Below are 22580 nucleotides of genomic sequence, written 5' to 3' on the forward strand. Positions count from 1 at the left end.
GGCCTGGGCGGAGGCGATCGCACGGGGCCGGGCGCTCGCCGACGCGAAGCTGCACGGGGCCGCGCCGGCCGCCTACCGGGCGTTGGACCTCCTCGCGCTCGCCGAGACCGCCGACCGCGCCACCGGGTACGCGGCCGAGACCGAGGCCCTCGCCGATCTGTCCGTCAGCGACGAGCTCGCCGCCAGCCTGTACTCCTTCGACCTCGTGCAGAAGCGGGCGAAGCGGCCGGTGGGCGGGCCGGACCCGGCGCTGGCCCGGCCCGTGACGAAGGTCGGGGTGGTCGGCGCCGGCCTCATGGCAAGCCAGCTCGCCCTCGTGTTCGCGCACCGGCTCGAGGTGCCGGTGGTGCTCACCGACATCGACCAGGCCCGGCTCGACACCGGGGTCGCGGGGGTCCACCAGGAGATCGACAACCTCCTGCTGCGCCACCGCATCACCCCCGACCAGGCGAACCGCTACAAGGCGAACGTCACCGGATCCCTGACCAAGGACGCCTTCGCGGACGTGGACCTCGTCATCGAGGCGGTCTTCGAGGACCTGGCCGTCAAGCGGACCGTGCTCGCGGAGCTCGAAGCCGTCGTAGCGCCCACGGCCGTGCTCCTGACGAACACCTCGGCGCTGTCGGTCACCGAGATGGCCGCTGGGCTCGATCATCCCGAACGGGTCGCCGGGCTGCACTTCTTCAATCCGGTGTCGATCCTCCCCCTGGTCGAGGTGGTCCGCGCTGCCCGCAGCGACGACGCCACCATCGCGACGACGCTGGCCGTGGCGAAGAACCTGAAGAAGAACGCGGTCCTGGTCGCCGATGCCCCGGCGTTCGTCGTCAACCGGCTGCTGACCCGGTTCCTCGGGGAGGTGCTCGGCGCGACGGAGGGCGGTACGCCGCTCGAGGAGGCCGACCACGCCCTCGATCCGCTGGGGCTGCCGATGTCCCCGATGACCCTGCTCGCCCTCGTCGGGCCGCCGGTCGCCCTGCATGTCGCGGAGACGCTGCACGCGGCATTCCCGGACCGGTTCCGGCGGCCGGCGGCTCTCGCCCGGCTGGTCGAGGCGGGCCGGAGCGGCGTCTACACCACGGGCCCGGACGGCGTCCAGACCGTCGACCCGGACGCCGCCGCGCTCATCTCCACGCCGCCCCCGGCCGCCACCCCGCTGACCGGGGACGAGGTACGCGAGGCGGCGTTGCGGGCGCTCGCCGAGGAGATCCACCTGATGCTGACCGAGAAGATCGTCACGGAGGCCGCCGACATCGACCTGTGCATGATCCTCGGCGCCGGCTGGCCGTTCCACCTCGGCGGCATCACGCCCTACCTGGACCGTACCGGCATCAGCGAGGCCGTCACCGGGCAACGCTTCACCCCGCCAGGCGTCGCCACCCTGCGCTGACCCAATCCGAAATACCGGCACTCAGCATATGGGTGTCTCACCTCAGGCTGGCGAAGAGGGTCAGGCCGTGCGGACCGGCGGCTCGTCGTCGCTACCGCCACGCCGGCCATTGCCGGGGAAATCACCGAACGGGCCCGGCGGCTGAAGATCCGGGGGCAGCGACGGGTCCAAGGAGAACGGGGCGCCGGGCGCCAGCAGGCAGTAGCTTCCGGATTCCTTGCCCACCTGGTACGTCTCGTGACTCGCCGAGGCGCTGCCGCGCCGGACGTCGACCTGAACCTCCCGGACCGTCGGGAAACCCACGGACCGGTGGATCTGCACTCCCCGCACGGCGAACGAGGCGATACCGCCCTGGACATCGTCCAGAGCCCGCATGATGATGGCGAACTCGGACGCCGGGCGGCGTTCCTGGACCGATGGGCAGAGGCGGGCGTAAGCGGCCTCGTAGCGCGAGTCGCTGACCTCCGTCAGGTAGGCGCGGACGGCGTCGGCAGTGCCGTTGGCGGAGCGGAAGAACAGGAACAGGCCTGTCCCGCCCGCGCCGGCCAGGAGGGCGAGCACGAGGACGAGCGGAATCAGCCACCGGGCCCGGCTACGGCGGGGCGCCGGCGGCCCGCCCGGCCACCCGGGGCCGCCCCACGAGGTCGGCGGGACGGGTGGCGGCGGGGGCCCACCAGGGTGGCCGTTGCGGGTCATGGTGCACCCCCACCCTCCTCCCACTTCCTCACATTCGCTCCTGCACCACATCATCAGTACACGACAGCCGAGCACCCCGCTGCCGCAGGGCGACACCGACGAGCGCCCAGACCAGGTCGGCGATCGTGGCGAGAAGCCGCGCCACCAGCGCGACCAGGGTCGCCGGCCCACTGGCGACCGCCGGGGCCAGCGCCAGTACCAGTACCGCCTCCCGCACCCCCGCCCCGGCGGGCAGCACCAGTACCAGGAATCCGGCGGTCCAGGCCAGGGCGTAGGCCCCGAGGGAGAGCAGCAACAGCCGGCCGCCGCCGACCGCCGGATGCAGATCCCGGACGAGCAGCCAGGTCGCCACCCCGTAGCAGCAGAAGCTGAGCAGCAACCAGCCGGCTCCGGCGGCGACGGCCCGCGGGGGCAGCGGTTCGGTCAACGGTGGGCGGCGCAGCAGCCGGAACGCCAGCGCCAACAGGCGGGACAGCACCGGCGGGCAGAGCACGACGACGAAGACGGGCACGACCGCCAGCGCCCACCAGTAGTCGGCGAGCGCCTGCGCAGAGACGAACGGCAGGGTGACCGCCGCGGCGAGCCCCCCGCTCGGCACCGCGAGCGCCAATACGACCAGGCTCGCCGAAGCCGCCTTCGACCGGGAGACGCCGTGGTCGCGGGAGAGCTCCATCTGCGCGAGCACCGGCCACACGCTGCCCGGGATGTACTTGCCGATCTGCCCGAGGAAGAAGATCCGCACGGCGGCCCGCAGGGGAAGCGCGGCACCCAGCCCTCCCAGCAACGCCCGCCAGGACAGCACGGTGGTACCGACGGCAAGCACGGTGACCACACCCGAGGCCACCACGCCGCCCACGGTGAGCGAGCGGACGGACTCCTCGACCTCGTTCCACTGGCTGACCAGGGCGAGAACCAGCAACCCGAGGGCCACCAAGAGCGCACCACGCATGGCCCACCAGCGTGGGCCGCGCCCAGCCCGGCGGCGGGAGGCGGCGCCCCGGCGCGCCGACACGGTGTGCTCACCCACCTGGTCAGCCTAGGACGGCGGTCGGGCCGCCATCGTGCCGGGCCCCGACACGATGGCGGATCCCGACACGGTGGCGGGTCCTCGCCCGCCGAACCCCGATGACCGGGCGATACCCGGGTGCGTTCGGGGTCAGAGCGCCCGAGTCAGGACGCCGGGGTCAGGGCGCCGGGGATCAGCGCTGGTCGCCGATGGCCTCGCCGGCCCGCTCGCCCGCCGGGGCCGCTTCGCCGGGCGAGGCCGGGTCGTCCTCGATCGCCGGCTGGCGCTTCGCGACGGCCTCGACGACCTTGCGGGCGAGGTCCTGCGGGGCAAGCCCGACCTCGGCCATGACCTCGTCCCGCTTGCCGTGGTCGAGGAAGCGCTGGGCGATGCCGAAGTCCCGCAGGGGCACGTCGACGTCGGCGTCGCGCAGCAACTGGGCCAGCGCAGCCCCGACCCCGCCGACCCGGCCGTTGTCCTCGACGGTGACGACGAGGTCGTGGGCGCGGGCAAGATCGATCAGTGCCGGGTCCAGTGGCTTGACCCACCGCGGGTCGACGACGGTGATGCCGATGCCCTGGCTCGCGACCCGCTCCGCGATCTCCAGGCAGGTCGCGGCCATCGCGCCGATGGAGACCAGCAGCACCTCGCGGCGCTGGGCCACCTTCGGCGAACGGTAGAGCACGTCCACCCCGCCGACCGTGTCAATCGCCGGCACGTCCGCGGCGACCTTGCCCTTGGGGAAGCGCACGACGGTCGGGCCGTCGGTGTTACCCACGGCCTCGCGCAGTTCCGCCCGCAGGGTCGGCGCGTCCCGCGGGGCGGCGATCGCGAGCCCCGGGACAACCTGCAGGAACGACAGGTCCCACATGCCGTTGTGCGACGCCCCGTCCTCCCCGGTGATACCGGCCCGGTCGAGCACGAACGTCACGGGCTGGCGGTGCAGGGCGACGTCCATCAGGACCTGGTCGAACGCGCGGTTGAGGAACGTGGCGTAGAGACACACGACGGGCTTGAGCCCACCCATCGCGAGCCCGGCGGCCGAGGTGACGGCGTGCTGCTCGGCGATACCGACGTCGAACACCCGGTCCGGGTAGGCCTTGGCGAAGGCGCCGAGACCGACCGGCTGGAGCATCGCGGCGGTCAGCGTGACGACGTCGGGCCGCTCGGAACCGATCTGCACGATCTCGCCCGAGAAGATGCTCGTCCAGCTGATGGTCTTCGACGTCGACACCGGCTTACCGGTCGCCGGGTCGATGATGCCGACGCCGTGGAAGTTGTCGGCGTCGTCCTGCTCCGCCGGCGGGTAGCCGAAGCCCTTGCGGGTCACGCAGTGGACGATGACGGGCCCGCCGAAGTCCCGAGCCCGGCGCAGGGCCGACTCGACCGCGACGACGTCGTGGCCGTCGACCGGGCCGACGTACTTCAGGCCGAGGTCCTCGAACATGCCCTGCGGCTGGACGACGTCCTTGATGCCCTTCTTGATGCCGTGCAGCGCGTCGAACAGCGGGGGGCCGACCAGCGGGGTGCGGCCGAGGACCTGCTTGACGACGTCGAGGACCTGCTCGTACTCGGGCGCCAGCCGCAGCGCGGCGAGGTGGTCGGCGAGGCCGCCGATCGTCGGTGCGTAGGACCGGCCGTTGTCGTTGACGACGATGACGACGGGCCGGTCGTCGGCGGCGATGTTGTTCAGCGCCTCCCAGCACATCCCGCCGGTCAGGGCACCGTCACCGACGACGGCGACGACGGCCCGGTCCTCACCACGCAGCGCGTAGGCACGCGACAGCCCGTCGGCGTAGGACAGGGCGGTCGAGGCGTGCGAGTTCTCGATGATGTCGTGCTCGGACTCGGCCCGGCTGGGGTAGCCGGAAAGGCCACCCCGCTGGCGCAGCCCAGAGAAATCGTCCGCCCGGCCGGTCAGAATCTTGTGCACATAGGACTGATGGCCGGTGTCCCAAAGGATGCGGTCGAATGGCGAATCAAACACACGATGTATTGCCAACGTCAGCTCGACAGCCCCCAGATTCGGCCCGAGGTGACCTCCCGTACGCGCGACTGCGTGAATGAGGAAATCACGGATCTCGGCCGCCAGGGTGCCGAGCTCCTCGTGGTCAAGGCGCTTGACGTCCTGCGGACTACTGATCGTGGACAGAAGCGACACGGCGTGAACTCCCTCTCCCGAAAGGGGATCGGTCCGGGTCCGGCAAAGTCTACGCAGCCCGCCTGGTCCCTTGCAGACGGGCACCCGACATGTGAGTTCCTCGTAGAGCTTCAGGCAATAGGCCTGATCGCGGTAGAATCCACCTCCCCGGTTGTCCACTATTGGTCCGGATCCGAGTACGCGGATGCACACACTCTGTCGGCGTGGCGCGCGGGCGACACGCCAGGACGACCAGGTCGTGCCAGAAGCGGCCGGAAGTGGAGTCCACGCCGTTCCGGCGACACTTCTGGTACCGGCGCAATCACACCAGGTTCGGACTCCGGTCCGCGCCTCGCGGCTCGAGCAGTGCCACACACTCGACGTGGGCGGTCATCGGGAACAGGTCGAAGACGCGCAACGCGACAAGGTCGTAGCCCACGGCTGCCGCGGCGGCGAGGTCCCGACCCAATGCGACGGGATCGCAGGCGACGTAGGCGACCGCGCGGGGGCAATGGGCGAGCAGCGCGGCCACCACCGCCGGGCCCGCCCCGGTGCGCGGCGGGTCGAGCACCGCGAGATCGACCCGGCCGGCCGGCCCGCCCGTACCGAGCACCCCGCGGATGGTAGCCGGTGTCACCCGCAACGCCCGCAGCGAGACCCATGGCAGATCGGCGAGGTTGTTCGCCGCGGCCGCGACCGACGCGGCGTCGGACTCCAGTGCGATGACGCGGCCAGCGGCGCCGACATCCTCCGCGAGGAACGCCGCGAACAGGCCCGTCCCGGCATACAGGTCGAGCGCGGTCTCCCCGGCTCGGGGACGCAGGGCCCCGCGGACCGCGTCCACCAGCACGCCGGGAGCCGCCGGATGGACCTGCCAGAACACCTCCGGCCCGAGCCGGAACCTCCGCTCCCCCACCACCTCGACGACCTCCCTGGGGACTCCGACCTCCCCAGGGTCCTCGCCGGTCCCGGCGCGCCCGTCGTCGACGACCGTCCCGGCGCCGGCGGGATGCACCGCCACGGCCACCTGCCCGGTCGCCGGGCTGGCCGCGACCTCGACGGCGTCGGCCCCGGGGAACCGCCGGCCGGCGAGCGCCGCGAGGACGAGGGGGTGGGCAATGCGGCAGTCCGGCGTCGCCACCACCTCGTGCGAGCGGCTCGCCCGCAGCCCGACCTCGCCGCCGGCCGTCACCGCGAAGCGCATCCGAGTCCGCCACGCCAGTCCGTCGTCGACGCCACCGGACCGGTCGGATCCGGTCAGCCGCTCCGGGCCGCTGACGGGCACCGCCTCGACCAGCACCTCCAGCGCCGGCTCGGCGCCGGGTCCGGCCTCGGCCGCCGTCCCGAGGCCGGACCCGGCGTGCGCGAGGCTGACCCGGGCGTCGAGGCCACCGAACCGCCGAAGGGCGTCGGCCACGACCTCGGCCTTGCCGCGCCGCTGCGCCGCGAGGCCGGCATGCTGCCAGTCGCACCCCCCGCACAACCCTGGGCCGGCGTGCGGGCAGGGCGCGACCACTCGGTCCGGCGAGGGCGTCAGGACGGCGACCACGTCCGCCCGCCAGTACCGCTCGTGGGAGGCGTCGGTAACTCGGGCACGGACCCGTTCGCCGGGCAGGGCATGGCGGACGAACACCACCCGACCGCCCGAGCGGGCGACGCAGAAGCCGCCGTGGGCCACCGGCCCAACGTCGAGGTCGAGCAGCGAGCCGACCGCGATCCCCGGGGCGCGGGCCTGCCGTGCGGTGTGCCCGGAGACGCGCGATCGCGCGGGCCGGCGCTGTCGACTCACCGCTTCCGCTCCGACGGGCCGGGAAGCGTGGCCCGGCCCTGTCGCACCGCGCCCGCCCCGGTCCGCTCGAGCCGCTGCTCGGCCAGCCTGGACGAGGCGAGCTGCCAGGGCACGCTGGTGACCATGACGCCGGGCTGGAAGAGAAGCCGGGCCTTGAGCCGCAGCGCGCTCTGATTGTGCAGGAGATGCTCCCACCAGTGACCGACGACGTACTCGGGGACGTAGACGGCGACGACGTCCCGTGGGCTCTCCCGCCTGATCCGGGCAACATAGTCCAGCACCGGGCGGGTCACCTCCCGGTAGGGGGAGGCCAGCACCACGAGATCGACGGTGATCCCCCGCTCCGCCCACGCCTTGCGGAGCCGATCGGCCTCCGCCTGGTCGACGGCGACCGTGACCGCGACGAGGCTGTGCGGCCGCGACGCCTTGGCGTAGGCCAGGGCCCGCAGCGTCGGGGCATGGATCTTACTGACGAGGACGACGGCGTGGATCCGGGAGGGCAGGGTCGGCGGCCCGGGTTCCGGGGTGAGTTCGACCGCGACCCGGTCGTAGTGAGCCCTGATCCCCCGCATCCCGAGAAAGATGATCGGGATAGCCAGACAGACGATCCAGGCACCGTGGGTGAACTTCGTGACCAGCACGAGGATCAGCACGGTGCCGGTGAGACAGGCGCCGAAGAAGTTGATCGCCTGAGACCGGCGGATCCGCCGACGGGCGGCCGGATCGGACGCAGCCGGGTCGTCCGAGCGCAGGATGCGCGCCCAGTGCCGCACCATCCCGGTCTGGCTGAGGGTGAACGAGATGAAGACCCCGAGGATGTAGAGCTGGATCAGGGCGGTGACCTGCGCGTCGAACACGACGATCAGCAGGATCGCGAAGCCGGCGAGCAGCACGATCCCGTTGGAGTAGGCCAGTCGGTCGCCGCGGGTGTATAGCTGACGCGGCAGGTAGCCGTCGCGGGCAAGGATCGAACCCAGCACCGGGAAGCCGTTGAAGGCGGTGTTCGCCGCCAGCATCAGGATGAGAGCCGTGACGACGGCGATGTAGCCGAAGCCGGGCGATCCGTCCCCGAAGACGGCGGCGGCGACCTGGGCGATCACGGTCGGCTGCTCACCACTGGCGCCGATCAGGTCCCCGGTGTGCTCGGCGACATGCACGTCGGAGATCAGAGCCAGCGCGGTGACGCCGCCGAACATCGTGACTGCGATGAACCCCAGCATCAGCAGGGTGGTCGCGGCGTTGCGGCTCTTGGGCTTCCGGAACGCGGGCACCCCGTTGCTGATCGCCTCGACCCCGGTGAGCGCCGTGCATCCCGAGGCGAACGCCCGCAGCACCAGGAACACCAGGGCGAATCCCGCGTAGTCGTGTTCGGCGACCACCTGGTATCCGGCGCTCTCGGCCCGCGGCGGATGACCAACGGCCGCCTGGACCAGCCCGGTGACGATCATTACGAAGATGCCGAGCACGAAGCCGTAGGTCGGGATGGCGAACGCCGTGCCGGACTCGCGCACCCCACGCAGGTTCATTATCGTCAGTAGGATCACGATGACGACCGCGAGGAGCACCTTGTGCGCGGCGAGCCCGGTGACGGCCGACGTCAGGTTCGCGACACCGGCCGACACCGACACCGCGACCGTGAGGACGTAGTCAACCAGCAGGGAACTGGCCACCAGCAGGCCGGCCCGCGGGCCCAGGTTGACCGAGACGACCTCGTAGTCGCCGCCGCCGCTCGGGTAGGCGTGCACGTTCTGCCGGTAGGACGCCACCACCGTCAGCATCAGGATGGCGACGGCTCCAGCAAGCCAGGGCGAGTAGTGGTAGAAGGCCAGCCCGCCGAGTGACAGGACAAGCAGGATCTCCTCGGTCGCGTACGACACCGAGGAAAGGGCATCGCTCGCGAAGACGGGCAAGGCGATCCGTTTGGGGAGCAGTGTCTCCCCAAGCCGGTCGCTCCCGATCGGTCGACCGACGAAACCGCGCTTGAGGCGATCCGTGAGCGCCACGCGGCGATGTTACCGACGCCAGCCACGCAGTTCAGCATCAGTGTGGCGTAGCACACAGATGCTCCGTATCCGGAGATCCGGCCACGTGACCTGCGCCGGTCAGGCCGGATCGGACTACCCTGAACCCTTGTGCATGTCGTGATCCTCGGCTGCGGCCGAGTCGGCTCCGCGCTTGCCCGCAGCGTCGAACGGTTCGGCCACTCAGTAGCGATCATCGACCAGAACCCCGCCGCGTTCGGGCGGCTACCGCGCGATTTCACCGGTTTGCGGGTCACCGGGATAGGCTTCGACCGCGACACCCTCATCGAGGCGGGCATCGAGCGGGCCGCCGCGTTCGCCGCCGTCTCCAGCGGGGACAACTCAAACATCATCGCCGCCCGGGTGGCCCGCGAGATGTTCGGGGTCGAGCGGGTCGTCGCGCGGATCTACGATCCCCGCCGGGCCGAGGTCTACGAGCGGCTCGGTATCCCCACCGTCGCCACGGTGCGCTGGACCCGGGACCAGATCCTCGGCCGGCTCCTGCCCGACGCTGTCACGCCGCAGTGGTCCGATCCGTCGGGCTCGGTGCTGCTGGCCGCGATCCCACCAGGACCCGCCTGGGTGGGCCGCCGGATCCGGGAGCTGGAGGAGTCCGCCGGGGTACGGGTGGTCTGCGTGACCCGGTTCGGCGAGGGTGTCCTGCCCGACGCCCGCACCCTCGTCCAGGACGGTGACGTCGTGCACGTGGCCGTGACGAAGGCGCACGCATCCGAGGCGGACACGGTGCTGCGCACCGGGCCGGACGGCGAGGGCTCCGGGTAGCTCCGGGCAGATCCAGGCAGACGATGCCGCGCGAGGAGGAGAAGCGATGAGCGTGCGCCGGGTGGTGATCGCGGGAGCGGGCAAGGTCGGCCGGTCCATCGCCGCCGAACTGCTGGAGAACGGCTCCGAGGTGCTCATCATCGAGCGGGATCCGCAGAAGATCCGGACCGACGCACTACCGGAGGCCCGGTGGCTGCTCGCGGACGCCTGCGAGCTGTCCCAGCTCGACGCGGCCGGGCTGAACGAGTACACCGTCCTGGTGGCCGCCACCGGGGACGACAAGGTGAACCTCGTCGTCTCGCTGCTCGCGAAGACCGAGTTCGGCGTGCCCCGGGTCGTGGCGCGGGTCAACCATCCCAAGAACGAATGGCTGTTCACCGAGTCGTGGGGGGTGGATGTGGCGGTGTCCGCGCCGCGCCTGCTCACGGCTCTGGTCGAGGAGGCCGTCAGCGTCGGCGACCTCGTCCAGCTGATGCGGTTCCGGCAGAGCGATGCATCCCTCGTCGAGCTGACGCTGGCCGAGAACGCGCCGGTGATCGGCCAGCGGCTCAGCGAGATCGCCCTGCCGGCGGACAGCGCCCTGGTGGTGATCCTGCGTGACGGACGGGCGGTCATTCCCTCGCCCGACGCCACTCTGGAAGACGGCGACGAGGTTCTCGCGGTCACGACGAACGCCGAGGCCGAGGAGAAGTTCGCCGTGCTGCTCGGTCAAGCGCCGGCAGGCGCGGGCACGCCGGGCTGACGCGCGACAGGCTGGCGATGCGGAGGCGGTCAGCCGGCAGGCCGCCGCTCTCCGCGCGGGGGCTCGCCGCGCGGGGCGTCCCCGGCCAGCACCTCGCCGTCCACGACCGTCGGGTCGGTGGCGGCGGGGAGCAGCGGTGCGATCCGGCGGACGATGGCGAAGCTGGCCAACACCGCGACACCGAACAGCGGAAGTCCCAGGGCGATGTTGGCCGCGGCCAGCCAGCCGGGCTCGTCGGCGAGGTAGAGCACCCCCTGCACGACGAACCGCACACCGAACACGGCGATCCAGACGACCGTCGCCCACACCGCGGCCCGCTGCTGGCGGGGCACCCGCTGCCAGTTCGCATAGCGGCTGTCCAGACCGGCCATGAGATACCCCGCCACCGGCCGGCGCAGGACGATCGACAGCAGGGCCACCACCCCCCAGAGCGCGTTCTTCGCAATGCTGGGCAGGAAGAACCCCTTCGTGTTCCCGGTGCGAGAGGCCACGAATGCAGCGATCGCCACGGCGAACAACCCCGAAAAGGTCTGCTGGGTCGGCTCACGGCGCACGATGCGCAGCACCAGCAGAGCGGCCGCCGTGGCAATGGCGACCGCAATGCCGGCGGTCAGTCCGGCCTCGGCGTTCACCGTCACAAACGCCACGGTGGGCACGGAGCTGTCAATGATCCCCCGTGGGCCGCCGATGGCCTCGGACATCGTCATCGGAGGCGTGTCGGGAGATGGCGTACGTGGCATATCTGGTTAAGATCCCGTCGGGTTGGGCGGACCCGCCGACCTAGGCGCTCGCCGACGGAACGGGGAGTAGTTCGTAACGCGGGTTGAAGATGATCGGACGGTTCTCCTGCACGGTAACGCGCCCGGAAGCCTTGACCGACGCGCCAGCCCGCAGGCCCGGGATGTCCCGGCGGCCGAGGAAGACCAACGTGACGGTGCCGCTGCCGTCGTAGATGTCGACCTCCAGGGTCGGTGCACCCGAAGGCGCACGTACCGTCACGGCCTGGATAGTACCCGCGACGCAGATCTCGTCCCGGTCACGACAGCCGCTCATCGGGGCGGCGCCCGCCGCCGCCGAGGCCGCCTGGAGGTCCTCGGCGTCGAGCTCGCTCGTCCCTGCTGTCAGTCTGTGGAGCTTGTGCCCCAACCAGCCGCGTGACTCGCCCACGGCTCCTCCGATCCGGCTCGTCGGCGACTCGGCGCAAGCAACTGCTGCTCCAACACGTCCAACACGTCCAATGCAACGCATGACCGGCGCTCAATGTGCCCGCCCCGCATGGCGCCTTCGGCGCAATGCGGGGATCCCGGGCACAGGGCGGTCAGCGGATCTCGGCTATACGCGCACCGCGCACGGGCATCTCGGGCCGTCCGCTGGTCGCCGAGGCGACCGGTCCGCCGGAACCAGCGGGGTGATCGGGGTGATCAGTGATCTCTTTCGGCAGCCTCAGGGGCAACGGATCCCGCACCGGCATCGCGCCGTCACCACGAGAAATGATCAGATTGCGCAACGCGGCGTCCAGGAGGGGGCCGGCCGCCGGATCCTGTCCGGCCACGCCGGTCACCACCGCCCGCAGGAACCAGCGCGGACCGTCCACACCGATCATCCGACCCGGCACGGTCTCGCCCGGTCGCCCGGTCGGCAACCTCATCCGCAGTTCAGGGCCGTAGCGACCGTCTGCCTCCGACCCACCGCCTCCCTGAATGGTCTCCAGAATCTCGGCCCGTACCTCGTCCCAGAGGCCCCGGCTCTTCGGCGCCGCGAAGACGGAGAGCTCCATCGCGCTGCGTCCGTCGGTCACCAGCACCGTCAGCGGCTTGCCGGTCGACTCCTCGACCTGGAACTGCACCTGCATGCCGTCGAGCGCCGGAATCCGCAACGACCCGAGATCGAGGCGATGCACGTCGTCATCAGGTGCCTGCGCGATGTCGTAGGGACCGTCGGGCTCCGACGAGCCCCGCGAGGTGACCTTCTCGGGGACGTCCACCTCGGACGCCTCGCGACGGTCGAACTCCCTACGCCCTCGCCCGAACACCGGTGGTCTCCTTTCCTGCCCCCCCGGCGGACCCGAAACCCCCCGTGGAGCCGAACCCGCCGCTTCCGCGCACCGAGGCCGGCAGCTCATCGACCTCCCGGAACACGGCGTGCTCCACGCGCTGCACGACCAGCTGGGCGATCCGGTCGCCCCGATGTAGGATGATCATGTCAGATCGGTCGGTATTGATCAGAATGACTTTGATTTCTCCACGGTAACCGGCGTCCACCGTTCCCGGGGCGTTGACCACGGACAGGCCGTGCCGCGCGGCCAGGCCACTGCGCGGATGGACGAACGCCGCGTACCCGGCCGGCAGGGCGATGCTCAGGCCGGTTCCGACCGTCGCCCGTTCCCCCGGGCCGAGCGTCACATCCTGGGCCGTCACCAGGTCCGCCCCCGCGTCCGACGGCTGGGCGTACGCCGGCAGCGCCAGCTCGCGGTCCGACCGGCGGACGAAGATCTCCACCCGACCCGGTACGGCGGGCGCGGGCTGCGCGGCGGGCTGTACGGCGAGTGGCACCGCGGACGCGGGAGGCGGGGCGGTGGGCGTCGTCGGATCGGTGGCGGTCATGGCTCTCCTGGTCGAGGGTGCCCGGTCCGGGCGTGACCCCCACGCTAGGCCATGGCCCTCGTACCGCCATCGGCCTGCCGGTCCGACGGGCCGCAGCGAGCCCCGGACTCCGGCGGGCGTATCCCGGCGTGATCGGATAGCAGATGATCCGAGAGGCTAAGACGATCCGAGGGGCTAAGCAGGCCGGTCGGGGTAAGCAGGGGGCGGGCGGACCGGCATGGTCCTCGCCGAGGAACGAGAGGTGCGGGGTGGCGAAAGCAGCGTCAAAGCTGGGATGGAAGATCGTCGGCGGAGGGGCGACCACGCTCGCGGGCATGGCCGCGAGCCGAGTCGTGAGCGCCCTGTACCGCAAGGTGCGCAAGTCCGACCCGCCGGCCAACCCGGCGGACCCGGACACCGCCTGGACGGAGGCCGTCGCCTGGGCGGCGATCTCGGGTCTCGCGATCGGGATCGGCCGGTTGGCGGCCGAGCGCGCGGCCGCGCGCGGATGGGCCCGGGCGACGGGTTCACCACCGCCCGGCATGCTCCACCCGAAGACCTCCTTCTCCGAGGACTGACTTCTCCGAGGACTGAACGCGTGACCGGCGAGCACTGATGAGCGGCCGGCCACGAGCGGCTCTCCGGGGCACCCGGCTGCTCCTTTCCGGGCACGATGGGATCCACCGGTGCGCCGTCCGGATCGGCGGCGTCACGATCAGCGGGAGGCTCGGATGGCCGTGTACGCCCTGGGGGACGCCGTCCCCACCATCGATCCCACGGCCTACGTCCATCCGGACGCGACGGTCATCGGCACGGTGACGATCGGGCCCAAGTCCACGGTGTGGCCGGGCTCGGTGCTGCGTGGCGACTACGGGACGATCGAGATCGGCGCCCGTACGTCCATCCAGGACGGCACGGTGATCCACGCTACCGAGGAACTCACCACGGTGGTGGGTGACGACTGCACGGTCGGGCATCTGGCTCATCTGGAGGGTTGCGTCGTCGAGGACGGCGCCCTGGTCGGTTCCGGTTCGGTGGTGCTCCACCGGGCCCGGATCGGCCGGGGTGCGCTGGTCGGCGCGGGCGCGGTCGTCGTGGGCGGCACGGTCGTGCCGCCGGGCGCGAGGGCGCTCGGCGTGCCAGCGAAGATCCTGCCGGATTCCGTCGCCCCGGGTGCCCTCGCCGCCGGGGCCGCGATCTACGTGGCGAACGGCAAGCGCTACCGCGAGCAGCTACGCCGGATCGACTGACCGGTCGACCGCCGGGCCACCCACGCCTCGCCCGGCCCTCCCGGCGGATCCGCCGACGGCCCGACGGCCGGTGCGCCCGAGGTCTCACCGTCGGGTCCCCGCCCAGGTAAGCGGATGTCTCAGAGAGAGTCACAGCCGACGCCGCGCCACGTAACGGCGCATTCCTACCGTCGTGGCATCACCCGCACCTCGGAGGATCATCTATGAGCGCCACGCTGGAAGGCGTCCCGACTACCGGCACCGTGACCGGTCCGTCCCGACGCGGCCGCTGGATCGACGACTGGCGGCCCGAGGACCGCACTTTCTGGAACAACGGCGGTTTCCGCATCGCCCGCCGAAACCTGATCTTCTCGATCCTGGCCGAACACGTCGGGTTCTCGATCTGGTCGTTGTGGGCGGTGACGGTCCTGTTCCTCGGACCGGCTTACCACATCGACCCGGCCGGCAAGTTCCTGCTGACCTCGCTGCCCGCGCTCGTCGGCTGTGTGCTGCGGATCCCCTACACCTTCGCCGTCGCCCGGTTCGGGGGGCGTAACTGGACCATCTTCAGCGCGGCGGTGCTCCTCGTGCCGACGATCCTCGCGGCCGTCGTTCTCTCTCCCGGCGTCTCCTACCCCACCCTGCTGATCGTCGCCGCGGTCGCGGGGGTCGGAGGCGGCAACTTCGCCTCCTCGATGACCAACATCAACGCCTACTATCCGGAGCGGCTGAAGGGCTGGGCCCTGGGACTGAACGCCGGCGGCGGAAACCTGGGGGTGGCCGCGATCCAGCTTGTCGGCCTGCTCGTCCTCGCCACCGCCGGCAAGGACCACCCCCGGGTTGTCCTTGCCGTCTACATACCGCTGATCGTCTTGGTGACACTCGGCGCGGCGCTGTTCATGGACAACCTGTCGAGCGCGAAGAACGACCGGGGCGCGATGCGCGACGTCGCCCGTGACGGTCACACCTGGGTGATGTCGCTGCTCTACATCGGCACGTTCGGGTCGTTCATCGGGTTCGGCTTCGCGTTCGGCCAGGTGCTCCAGGTGCAGTTCCACGACCAGTTCAGCACCCCGATCAAGGCCGCCTACCTGACCTTCCTCGGTCCGCTGCTCGGCTCACTGATCCGCCCGGTCGGCGGCATCCTGGCGGACCGCGTCGGCGGAGCGAAGGTCACCTTCGCCAACTTCGTGGCGATGGCGGCCGCAGCCGCGATCGTGCTCGTCGCCTCGCTGACGGAGTCGCTTCCCCTGTTCCTGGTCGGGTTCATCGCGCTGTTCGTCTTCAGTGGTGTCGGGAACGGGTCAACGTACAAGATGATCCCGGCGATCTTCCAGGCGAAGGCGCAAACCACCATCGACGCCGGTGGCGACCCGGTCGCGGCGCAGCACTCGGCCCGGCGGCTGTCCGGAGCCCTCATCGGCCTGGCCGGCACGATCGGCGCGTTCGGCGGGGTGCTGGTGAACCTGGCCTTCCGACAGTCGTTCCTGAGCTACCGGACCGGCGACGCGGCCTTCATCTCCTTCATCGCCTTCTACGCGCTGTGCTTCGTGGTTACCTGGTGCGTCCGTCCGCCAAACGCCTCGCCGGCATCTGATCCCGTCTGTGCCCTGTGTTCAGGCCAGTTCGACGGCGACGGCGATCTCGCCGCCGGTCGGGCTCAGCGTGAGCTCCCGGATGCTGCCGGCGCTGCGCAGGTCCGCGGCCACCGACTCGACGAGGGCGACGAGGTCGGCCTCGCCGCTGATCAGGACGCTCGCGACCTCGGCCTTCTGCGATACCTTCGCCTCGGACTTGGCCCGGCGGACACCGGACAGCGCCGCCCCGACGGCACCGAGGAGCTCCGCGCGGGCGCCCTCGGCGAGCTTGCGGATCTCGGCGGCGTCCGGCCAGCTCGCCCGGTGCACCGAACCAGGACGCCACCAGGACCAGACCTCCTCGGTGACGAACGGCAGGACCGGGGCGAACAGCCGGAGCAACGCCGACAGGGCCACCGAGAGCGTGGTGTGCGCGGAGGCCGCGCCCGCCGCCCCGGAGGAGCCGTACGCCCGGCCCTTCACGAGCTCGACGTAGTCGTCACAGAACCGCCAGAAGAACGACTCAGTGACCTCGAGGGCCCGGGCGTAGTCATAGCTGTCGAAGGCCGCGGTGGCGGTGTCGACCACGTCGGCCAAGGCGGCCAGCAGGGCCCGGTCCAGCGGTTCGCTGGCCGGGGCGGGGGCCGCCCCGGCGTCGGAGACCACGGCGTCGGGGGTCACGGCGAGACCGAGCGCGAACCGGCTGGCGTTGAGGATCTTGATGGCGAGCCGGCGGCCGTTCTTCATCTGGCCGACGTCGAAAGCGGTGTCGGTGCCCGGCCGCCCGGACGCCGCCCAATAACGGACCGCGTCCGACCCGTGCTCCTCGAGCAGGCCCATCGGGGTCACCACGTTGCCCTTGGACTTCGACATCTTCTTACGGTCCGGGTCGAGGATCCAGCCGGAGATCGCCGCGTTCGACCAGGGCAGCACGCCGAACTCGGCGTGGGTGCGCACCACCGTCGAGAACAACCAGGTCCGGATAATCTCGTGTGCCTGCGGGCGCAGGTCCATCGGGAAGACCCGGGAGAACAGATCGGTATCGTGCTCCCAGCCACTGGCGATCAGCGGGGTGAGCGAGGACGTCGCCCAGGTGTCCATCACGTCGGGGTCGGCGGCAAACCCGCCGGGCACGCCCCGCTGCTCGGCGGTGTACCCGGGCGGGACGTCGCTGGACGGGTCGACCGGCAGCGACGCCTCGTCGGGCACGATCGGCGCGTCATACCGCGGCGCACCGGCGGCGTCCAGCGGGTACCACACCGGGAACGGCACGCCGAAGAACCGCTGCCGGCTGATCAGCCAGTCGCCGTTGAGGCCGTCGACCCAGTTCTCGTAGCGGACCTTCATGTAGTCCGGGTACCAGCGCAACTCCTGGCCTCGTCCACGCAGCGCGGCCCGCAGCGGCTCGTCCCGCCCGCCGTTGCGGAGGTACCACTGGCGGGTCGTCACGATCTCCAGCGGCCGGTCGCCCTTCTCGTAGAACTTGACCGGATGAGTGATCGGCCGCGGCTCGCCGAGCAGCGCGCCGGACTCGGCGAGCAGTTCGACGAGCCGCGCCCGGGCGCTGTGCACGGTCTTTCCGGCGAGCTCGGCGTACCGCTCCCGGCCGGCCGCGTAGGTGACGGCGTCCGGTGGGTCCGGGATGAACCGGCCGTCACGGCCGATCACCGCACGCGCCGGAAGTCGCAGCTCGCGCCACCACGTCACGTCGGTGAGGTCGCCGAAGGTGCAGATCATCGCGATGCCGGATCCCTTTTCGGGGTCGGCCAACCGGTGCGCGACCACCGGGACCTCGACGTCGAACAGCGGGGTCCGCACCGTGGCGCCGAACAACGACTGATAACGCGGGTCGTCCGGATGGGCGACCAGGGCGACGCAGGCGGGCAGCAGCTCGGGACGGGTCGTCTCGATGACGATCGGGTCCGCCGGGTCCAGCCCCTCGCCCGGGGCGGAGACGCCCGACCGGGGGAAGGCCAGGGTGTGGTACGCGCCGGGGCGGTCCCGGTCCTCCAGCTCGGCCTGGGCCACTGCGGTGCGGAAGGTAACGTCCCACAGCGTCGGGGCCTCGGCAAGATAAGCCTCACCGCGAGCGAGGTTGCGCAGGAAGGCCCGCTGCGCGACGGTCCGCGACCGGGCGTCGATCGTTGCGTAGGTGTGCGACCAGTCGACGGAGAGCCCCAGCCGGCGCCAGAGCTGCTCGAAGCCCTTCTCGTCCGCCAGGGTCAGCCGCTCGCAGAGCTCGACGAAGTTGCGTCGCGAGATCGGGATCTGCTCCTTACCGGGCTTGTCCGGCGGGGTGAAACCCGGGTCGTAAGGCAGCGACGGCTCGCAGCGGACAGCGAAGTAGTTCTGCACCCGGCGTTCGGTCGGCAGCCCGTTGTCGTCGAAGCCCATCGGGTAGAAGACCTCGCGACCCCGCATCCGCTGGTAGCGGGCGATCAGGTCGGTGTGGGTGTACGAGAAGACGTGCCCCACGTGCAGGGAACCGCTGACGGTCGGCGGCGGGGTGTCGATGGAGTAGACCTGCCCGCGGTCGACCGTCCGGTCGACCGCGTAGGTGCCCTCATCCTGCCATACCGTCGACCAGCGCGCCTCGATGCCGTCCAGGCTCGGCTTCGCCGGGACCGCGCGGGTGGACCGTTCCGTACCGTCTGTCGCGACCACAAGCAACGATCCTACGGGCGCCTCGATCGTGGTCACCGACCACCGAGGTCCCCCGGTCGGCGGACCGGCGAGGTTCCGGCCCGGGCACGCACCCCTGGGCCGGAGCCGGAGCCGGGAACGGGAACCGGAAGCAGTCAACGGACGTGACGCCTCTCACATTCCACGGGGAGTGCACGACCGGCCGTCTTGGCAGGATGAACCGTTGAACGGACCGTACTCCCGTGCCGATCCCTGGAGCGCCGGACGATGAGCGACCTGCCAGACCCGGACGAACTGCTCGCCATTGCGCTGACGATCGCCCGTGAGGCGGGTGACCTGCTCGCGCGGGGCCGGGAGGGCACCGTGGCCGCGGAGACGACGAAGTCGTCTCCCACCGACGTCGTGACCGCCCTCGACCGCGCCTCCGAGGCGCTCGTCGCCCGACGGCTCGCCGAACTGCGCCCCGGCGACGGACTGCTCGGCGAGGAGGGTTCGGACTCCGCCGGCACGACCGGGGTGCGCTGGGTCGTTGACCCGCTCGACGGTACGGTGAACTTCCTCTACCGGCTGCCCAACTGGGCGGTCTCGATCGCCGCCGAGGTCGGCGGGGAGGTCGTCACCGGAGTTGTGCATGCCCCGGCGCTGGGCGTGACCTACACCGCCACGCGCGGCGGCGCATCCTACCGGGACGGGGAACCGCTGACCGGGTCGGCGGTGACGACGCTGGCCGGCGCCCTCGTCGCAACGGGTTTCGGCTACACGGCGTCCCGCCGGGCCGCGCAGGTCGCTGTCGCCAGCCGGGTGGTGCCCCGGGTGCGCGACATCCGTCGGATGGGTGCGGCATCGCTGGACCTGTGCGCGGCGGCCGGCGGCCTCGTCGACGCCTACTACGAGCGCGGGCTGAAGCCCTGGGACCAGGCCGCCGGCGGCCTCGTGGCGGTGGAGGCCGGGCTGCGGGTCGGTGGGCTGCACGGCCGGCCGGCGGGCGAAGATCTCACCGTCGCAGCCCCGCCGGCCCTGTTCCCGGCGCTGACCGCCCTGCTCGCCGAGGATCCCCCCGCCGACCGAGACTGAGGTCCCCGACCGGCCCGCCGCTCACCACCGGCCCGCCACTCACGGCCAGGGCACGACGTCGTCGACTCCGGCTGCGACGAGCGCCCGGCTGAGACCGCCGCGAGAGCGGATCCCGAGCTTGCGGTAGACCCGGGTGAGATGGGTCTCGACCGTCTTGCGGGACACGAACAGGGCGGCCGCGGCCTCGGCGTTGTTCATCCCCTCGCAGATGGCGCGGGCCACCTGGAGCTCGGCGGGGGTGAGCCGCTCCAGCCTTGTCGGGTGCTCCGTCGGGCGGTCGTTGAGGACACTCCGGTCGCCGGTGGCCGTGAGTTCGGCGGCGGCTCGGCGGGCCCACGGTTTCGCTCCCAGCATCTCGAAGGTCGCGTACGCCTCGCGCAGGGGCACCCGGGCTGCGGCCGGCTGGCGGAAACGACGCACGACCTCGCCCCGGCACAACCGGGTCCGAGCGTGCTCGAACGGCATCCGCCGGCGCCGGTGAGCGGCTTCGACCTGCGCGAAGGCGGTCTCGGCCGCCGCCAGGCCGTCGGCCATCAGGCCGCGGCAGCGGGCGGCGACCGCCGCGGGCCACGCGAGTCCAGTCGTCTCGGCACGTTCGGCGAGCCAATCCACGACCTCCGCGGCACCGTCGTGGTCACCGGACCGGATGTGCGCCTCGGCGAGATCGCCGACCAGCGGCATCGCGTTGGGATTGGCCAGCCCCATGGCTCGGGCCCGCGACCAGGCCTCTCGCAGCGTGATGACGGCAACGTCGTACTCGCCGTGACCGAGCACGGCGAGCCCGAGGACGCCGGCCGCGTGCAGGTCCAGGCTGCCGATGCCGTACGGCCCGATCTCGCGCCGCAGGCGGCTGATCCGCTGCTCGCTCAGGGCGCGGTCGCCGCGGGCGACGTCGATCCGGGCGAGCACGATAAGACTGAGGCCGATCGCGCCTACCTGCCCGAGCTCCTCGGCCCAGCGCAGCGCGTCCACCCCGTCCGCGTAACCGGCCGCCCACAGGCCCCGCCAGCCCTCCAGTTCACAACGCACCGCGAGGGCGTAGGGCAGCATCGCGGGGGCTCCGGCGCGGCGGGCCGCATTGACCACCGCGGTGAGCAGTCGGGCGGCCTCACCGTCCGCCTCGACGTCGAGGCGGGTCTGGCCGGTCAGGGTCAGCGCCTGCTGGTCCTCCACGTCGTCCGCGGCGATGATCTCTCCGGACACGGCGTCCAGGCAGGCGGCCGCCTCGCCGGTCATCCCGGTGAGGGCGAGAGCGCGGCCATGGTGGATCGACAGGGGCAGGGCGCGGGCCAGATGGCGCGGCGTCAGTGCCTGCCCGCGCTGGGCGGTGTTCAGGGCCACCGTCACCCTGCCGTCCATCAGAGCCGGCAGGACGGCTTCGGCGAGCAGCGCGCCCGCCCGTCCGGCATCGGTGTCCATGACCGCCTCGGCCGCCTGGACGAGCTGGTCGTACGCCCGGGTCGGATGACCGGACCAGGTGAGCACCCGGCCGCGGACCAGCTCGACGTCGGCTCGCACGAGCGGCCCGCGGGCCAGCCGCGCCGCCTCGTCGGCCCAGGCTGCCGCATCCTGGGACAGGCCGCCGAGATGCGCGTCGGCGGCAGCACGCAGGACGCGGTCGACCCGGGTGGCCCGCTCGGAGATCAGTGCGGCGGAGCAGTGCCACGCCCGCGCCGACGCGCCGTATCCCCCGCGTCGGCGCGTCCGGACGGCGACCTCGGCAAGCACGTCGGCCACCCCGTCGTCCGGACCGCCAGCCGCGGCGGCCAAGTACCACACCCGCGCATCACCATGGGAGACCTCGGCGAGTGCCTGGTAGGCGCGCATGCGCGCCGACAGTGCGGCGTGGCGCAGCACGAAGGGCCCCAGCATCGGATGGGCGAACTCCAGCGTGGCATCGACGCCATCACCGCCGCCGACGCCGCCGTCCGCGGCGGCGACCCTGACCAGACCCGCGTCGTGGGCGGCGTCCAGATCGGCCAGGGTGAGAGCGGCTGCGGTCACGGCACGGGCCAGGGCTCCCACCGACGTCGTGCGGTTGGCGGCAAGCACGACCAACGCCTGCCTGGTGCGTTCGGGCAGCCCGTCCAGCCGGTCGGACCAGGCATGCTCCAACTGACGTCCCGGCGGCGGCAGCTCACCGAGCGGTTCCTGCCCAAGCAGCTGGGCCTCCCCCAGCGAGGCCGCCGTCTCCAGCAGCGCCGATGGGTTGCCGGCGATCCGCCGGACCAGGTCGCCCAGCACGTGCGGGGCCATCCGATAACCGTGCTCGCGGATCAGCTCGCCGCACGCCTCGGTGGACAGCCCGGCGACCTCCATACAGGGCAGGCCGGACCGCTCGCACAGGTCGGCGGTATCCGAGCGGACCGTCATCACCATCGCCACCCGTTCCACCGCCAGCCGGCGCGCGACGAACAGCAGCGCCTGCTGCGACGGCGGGTACACCCATTGCAGATCGTCGACGAGCACCACGAGCGGATGCCTGTCCCCGGCCGCGGCCAAGACGTTCAGGGTTCCCGCGCACGCGGCGTACGGGCTCGTTGACACCCCCTCCGCGAGCGCCAGGCATACCCGCAGCGGCAGCACCAGGTCCGCCAGCGCGGCGAAAGGCAGCGTGCTCTCCGACTCGACCCCGCGAAGCTGGAGCATCCGGGCGGCACACCGCAACAACGCGGTCTTCCCCACCCCGGGTTCACCCCGCAGAACGAGGGCGGATCCGCGCTGCGCCACGGCCGCGAGCAGGCCGTCGAGGAGACGACACTCCTTTTCCCGGCCTACCAGCGGATGCATACCGGTAGAGTCGTCGATGGTGGCCTTTGCCCCTTTCACGACAACCGTCCTTCCCCCGTGACGCCGTTGTCCACCAACATCATCCTGCCGTGACCAGAACGGTCGGCAAAGGGACTTTAAG

17 protein-coding genes and 1 pseudogene are annotated in these 22580 nt (G+C 71.7%); 7 read left to right on the forward strand and 11 right to left on the reverse strand.

What is annotated here, in order from left to right; translation table 11 throughout:
• Positions 1–1387 (forward strand): 3-hydroxyacyl-CoA dehydrogenase family protein (locus AC08OT_RS04890; protein ID WP_476602567.1); only part of this gene is annotated, 1387 nt, incomplete at its 5' end.
• Between the two features lie 60 nt (positions 1388–1447).
• On the opposite strand, the gene AC08OT_RS04895 is transcribed toward AC08OT_RS04890, so the two are convergent.
• From AC08OT_RS04895 to AC08OT_RS04915, 5 genes are all read right to left on the reverse strand, one after another.
• Positions 1448–2083: a hypothetical protein gene (locus tag AC08OT_RS04895; protein ID WP_476591663.1), complete on the reverse strand. Its 636-nt coding sequence runs from the start codon at positions 2081–2083 to the stop codon at positions 1448–1450.
• Positions 2084–2111: 28 nt separating this feature from the next.
• Positions 2112–3110: a lysylphosphatidylglycerol synthase domain-containing protein gene (locus tag AC08OT_RS04900; RefSeq protein WP_476591664.1), complete on the reverse strand. Its 999-nt coding sequence runs from the start codon at positions 3108–3110 to the stop codon at positions 2112–2114.
• Between the two features lie 172 nt (positions 3111–3282).
• A complete protein-coding gene (dxs, locus tag AC08OT_RS04905) occupies positions 3283–5250 on the reverse strand; it encodes a 1-deoxy-D-xylulose-5-phosphate synthase (RefSeq protein ID WP_476591665.1) in 1968 nt (655 codons plus the stop codon).
• A 301-nt stretch (positions 5251–5551) separates the two neighbouring features.
• On the reverse strand, positions 5552–7018 hold the full coding sequence (locus AC08OT_RS04910) for a class I SAM-dependent RNA methyltransferase (protein ID WP_476591666.1): 1467 nt from the start codon (positions 7016–7018) through the stop codon (positions 5552–5554).
• On the reverse strand, positions 7015–9021 hold the full coding sequence (locus tag AC08OT_RS04915) for an APC family permease (protein WP_462187659.1): 2007 nt from the start codon (positions 9019–9021) through the stop codon (positions 7015–7017). The genes AC08OT_RS04910 and AC08OT_RS04915 overlap by 4 nt, the downstream gene beginning before the upstream one ends.
• Before the next feature lie 129 nt (positions 9022–9150).
• Between AC08OT_RS04915 and AC08OT_RS04920 the strand changes: the two genes are divergently transcribed.
• Positions 9151–9822: a potassium channel family protein gene (locus AC08OT_RS04920; protein WP_476591667.1), complete on the forward strand. Its 672-nt coding sequence runs from the start codon at positions 9151–9153 to the stop codon at positions 9820–9822.
• Between the two features lie 46 nt (positions 9823–9868).
• A complete protein-coding gene (locus AC08OT_RS04925) occupies positions 9869–10564 on the forward strand; it encodes a potassium channel family protein (protein ID WP_476591668.1) in 696 nt (231 codons plus the stop codon).
• 29 nt (positions 10565–10593) lie between these two features.
• Here AC08OT_RS04925 and AC08OT_RS04930 read toward each other — a convergent pair whose 3' ends face one another.
• The 4 genes from AC08OT_RS04930 to dut form a co-directional block, all read right to left on the reverse strand.
• On the reverse strand, positions 10594–11271 hold the full coding sequence (locus AC08OT_RS04930) for a DUF3159 domain-containing protein (RefSeq protein ID WP_476591669.1): 678 nt from the start codon (positions 11269–11271) through the stop codon (positions 10594–10596).
• Between the two features lie 73 nt (positions 11272–11344).
• Entirely contained in the window at positions 11345–11731 is a 387-nt protein-coding gene (locus AC08OT_RS04935; protein WP_476591670.1) for an OB-fold nucleic acid binding domain-containing protein, read from the reverse strand.
• 151 nt (positions 11732–11882) lie between these two features.
• Positions 11883–12596, reverse strand: a complete 714-nt coding sequence (locus AC08OT_RS04940) for a DUF3710 domain-containing protein (protein WP_476591671.1) — start codon at positions 12594–12596, stop codon at positions 11883–11885.
• The gene (gene dut, locus AC08OT_RS04945; RefSeq protein ID WP_476591672.1) at positions 12577–13167 is read right to left on the reverse strand and encodes a dUTP diphosphatase; all 591 of its coding nucleotides are present in this window, start codon (positions 13165–13167) and stop codon (positions 12577–12579) included. Before dut ends, AC08OT_RS04940 begins: the two co-directional genes overlap by 20 nt.
• Positions 13168–13415: 248 nt before the next feature.
• On the opposite strand from dut, the gene AC08OT_RS04950 reads away from it, so the two are divergent.
• From AC08OT_RS04950 to AC08OT_RS04960, 3 genes and pseudogenes are all read left to right on the forward strand, one after another.
• On the forward strand, positions 13416–13724 hold the full coding sequence (locus tag AC08OT_RS04950; RefSeq protein ID WP_476591673.1) for a DUF4235 domain-containing protein: 309 nt from the start codon (positions 13416–13418) through the stop codon (positions 13722–13724).
• Positions 13725–13877: 153 nt separating this feature from the next.
• Positions 13878–14396, forward strand: coding sequence for a gamma carbonic anhydrase family protein (locus AC08OT_RS04955; RefSeq protein WP_476591674.1), 519 nt, complete (start codon positions 13878–13880; stop codon positions 14394–14396).
• Positions 14397–14599: 203 nt separating this feature from the next.
• Positions 14600–15775: pseudogene (locus AC08OT_RS04960) on the forward strand (MFS transporter); the annotation flags it as partial.
• A gap of 216 nt (positions 15776–15991) precedes the next feature.
• On the opposite strand, the gene valS reads toward AC08OT_RS04960, so the two are convergent.
• On the reverse strand, positions 15992–18616 hold the full coding sequence (valS, locus tag AC08OT_RS04965; RefSeq protein WP_476594890.1) for a valine--tRNA ligase: 2625 nt from the start codon (positions 18614–18616) through the stop codon (positions 15992–15994).
• A gap of 246 nt (positions 18617–18862) precedes the next feature.
• On the opposite strand from valS, the gene AC08OT_RS04970 reads away from it, so the two are divergent.
• A complete protein-coding gene (locus tag AC08OT_RS04970; protein ID WP_476591677.1) occupies positions 18863–19669 on the forward strand; it encodes an inositol monophosphatase family protein in 807 nt (268 codons plus the stop codon).
• Positions 19670–19708: 39 nt separating this feature from the next.
• On the opposite strand, the gene AC08OT_RS04975 is transcribed toward AC08OT_RS04970, so the two are convergent.
• Positions 19709–22498 carry a helix-turn-helix transcriptional regulator gene (locus AC08OT_RS04975; RefSeq protein WP_476591678.1) on the reverse strand — a complete coding sequence of 930 codons (2790 nt, stop codon included), beginning with the start codon at positions 22496–22498 and terminating at the stop codon, positions 19709–19711.
• Between the last annotated feature and the right edge of the window lie 82 nt (positions 22499–22580).

Source organism: Frankia sp. CgJB1 (assembly GCF_977947065.1).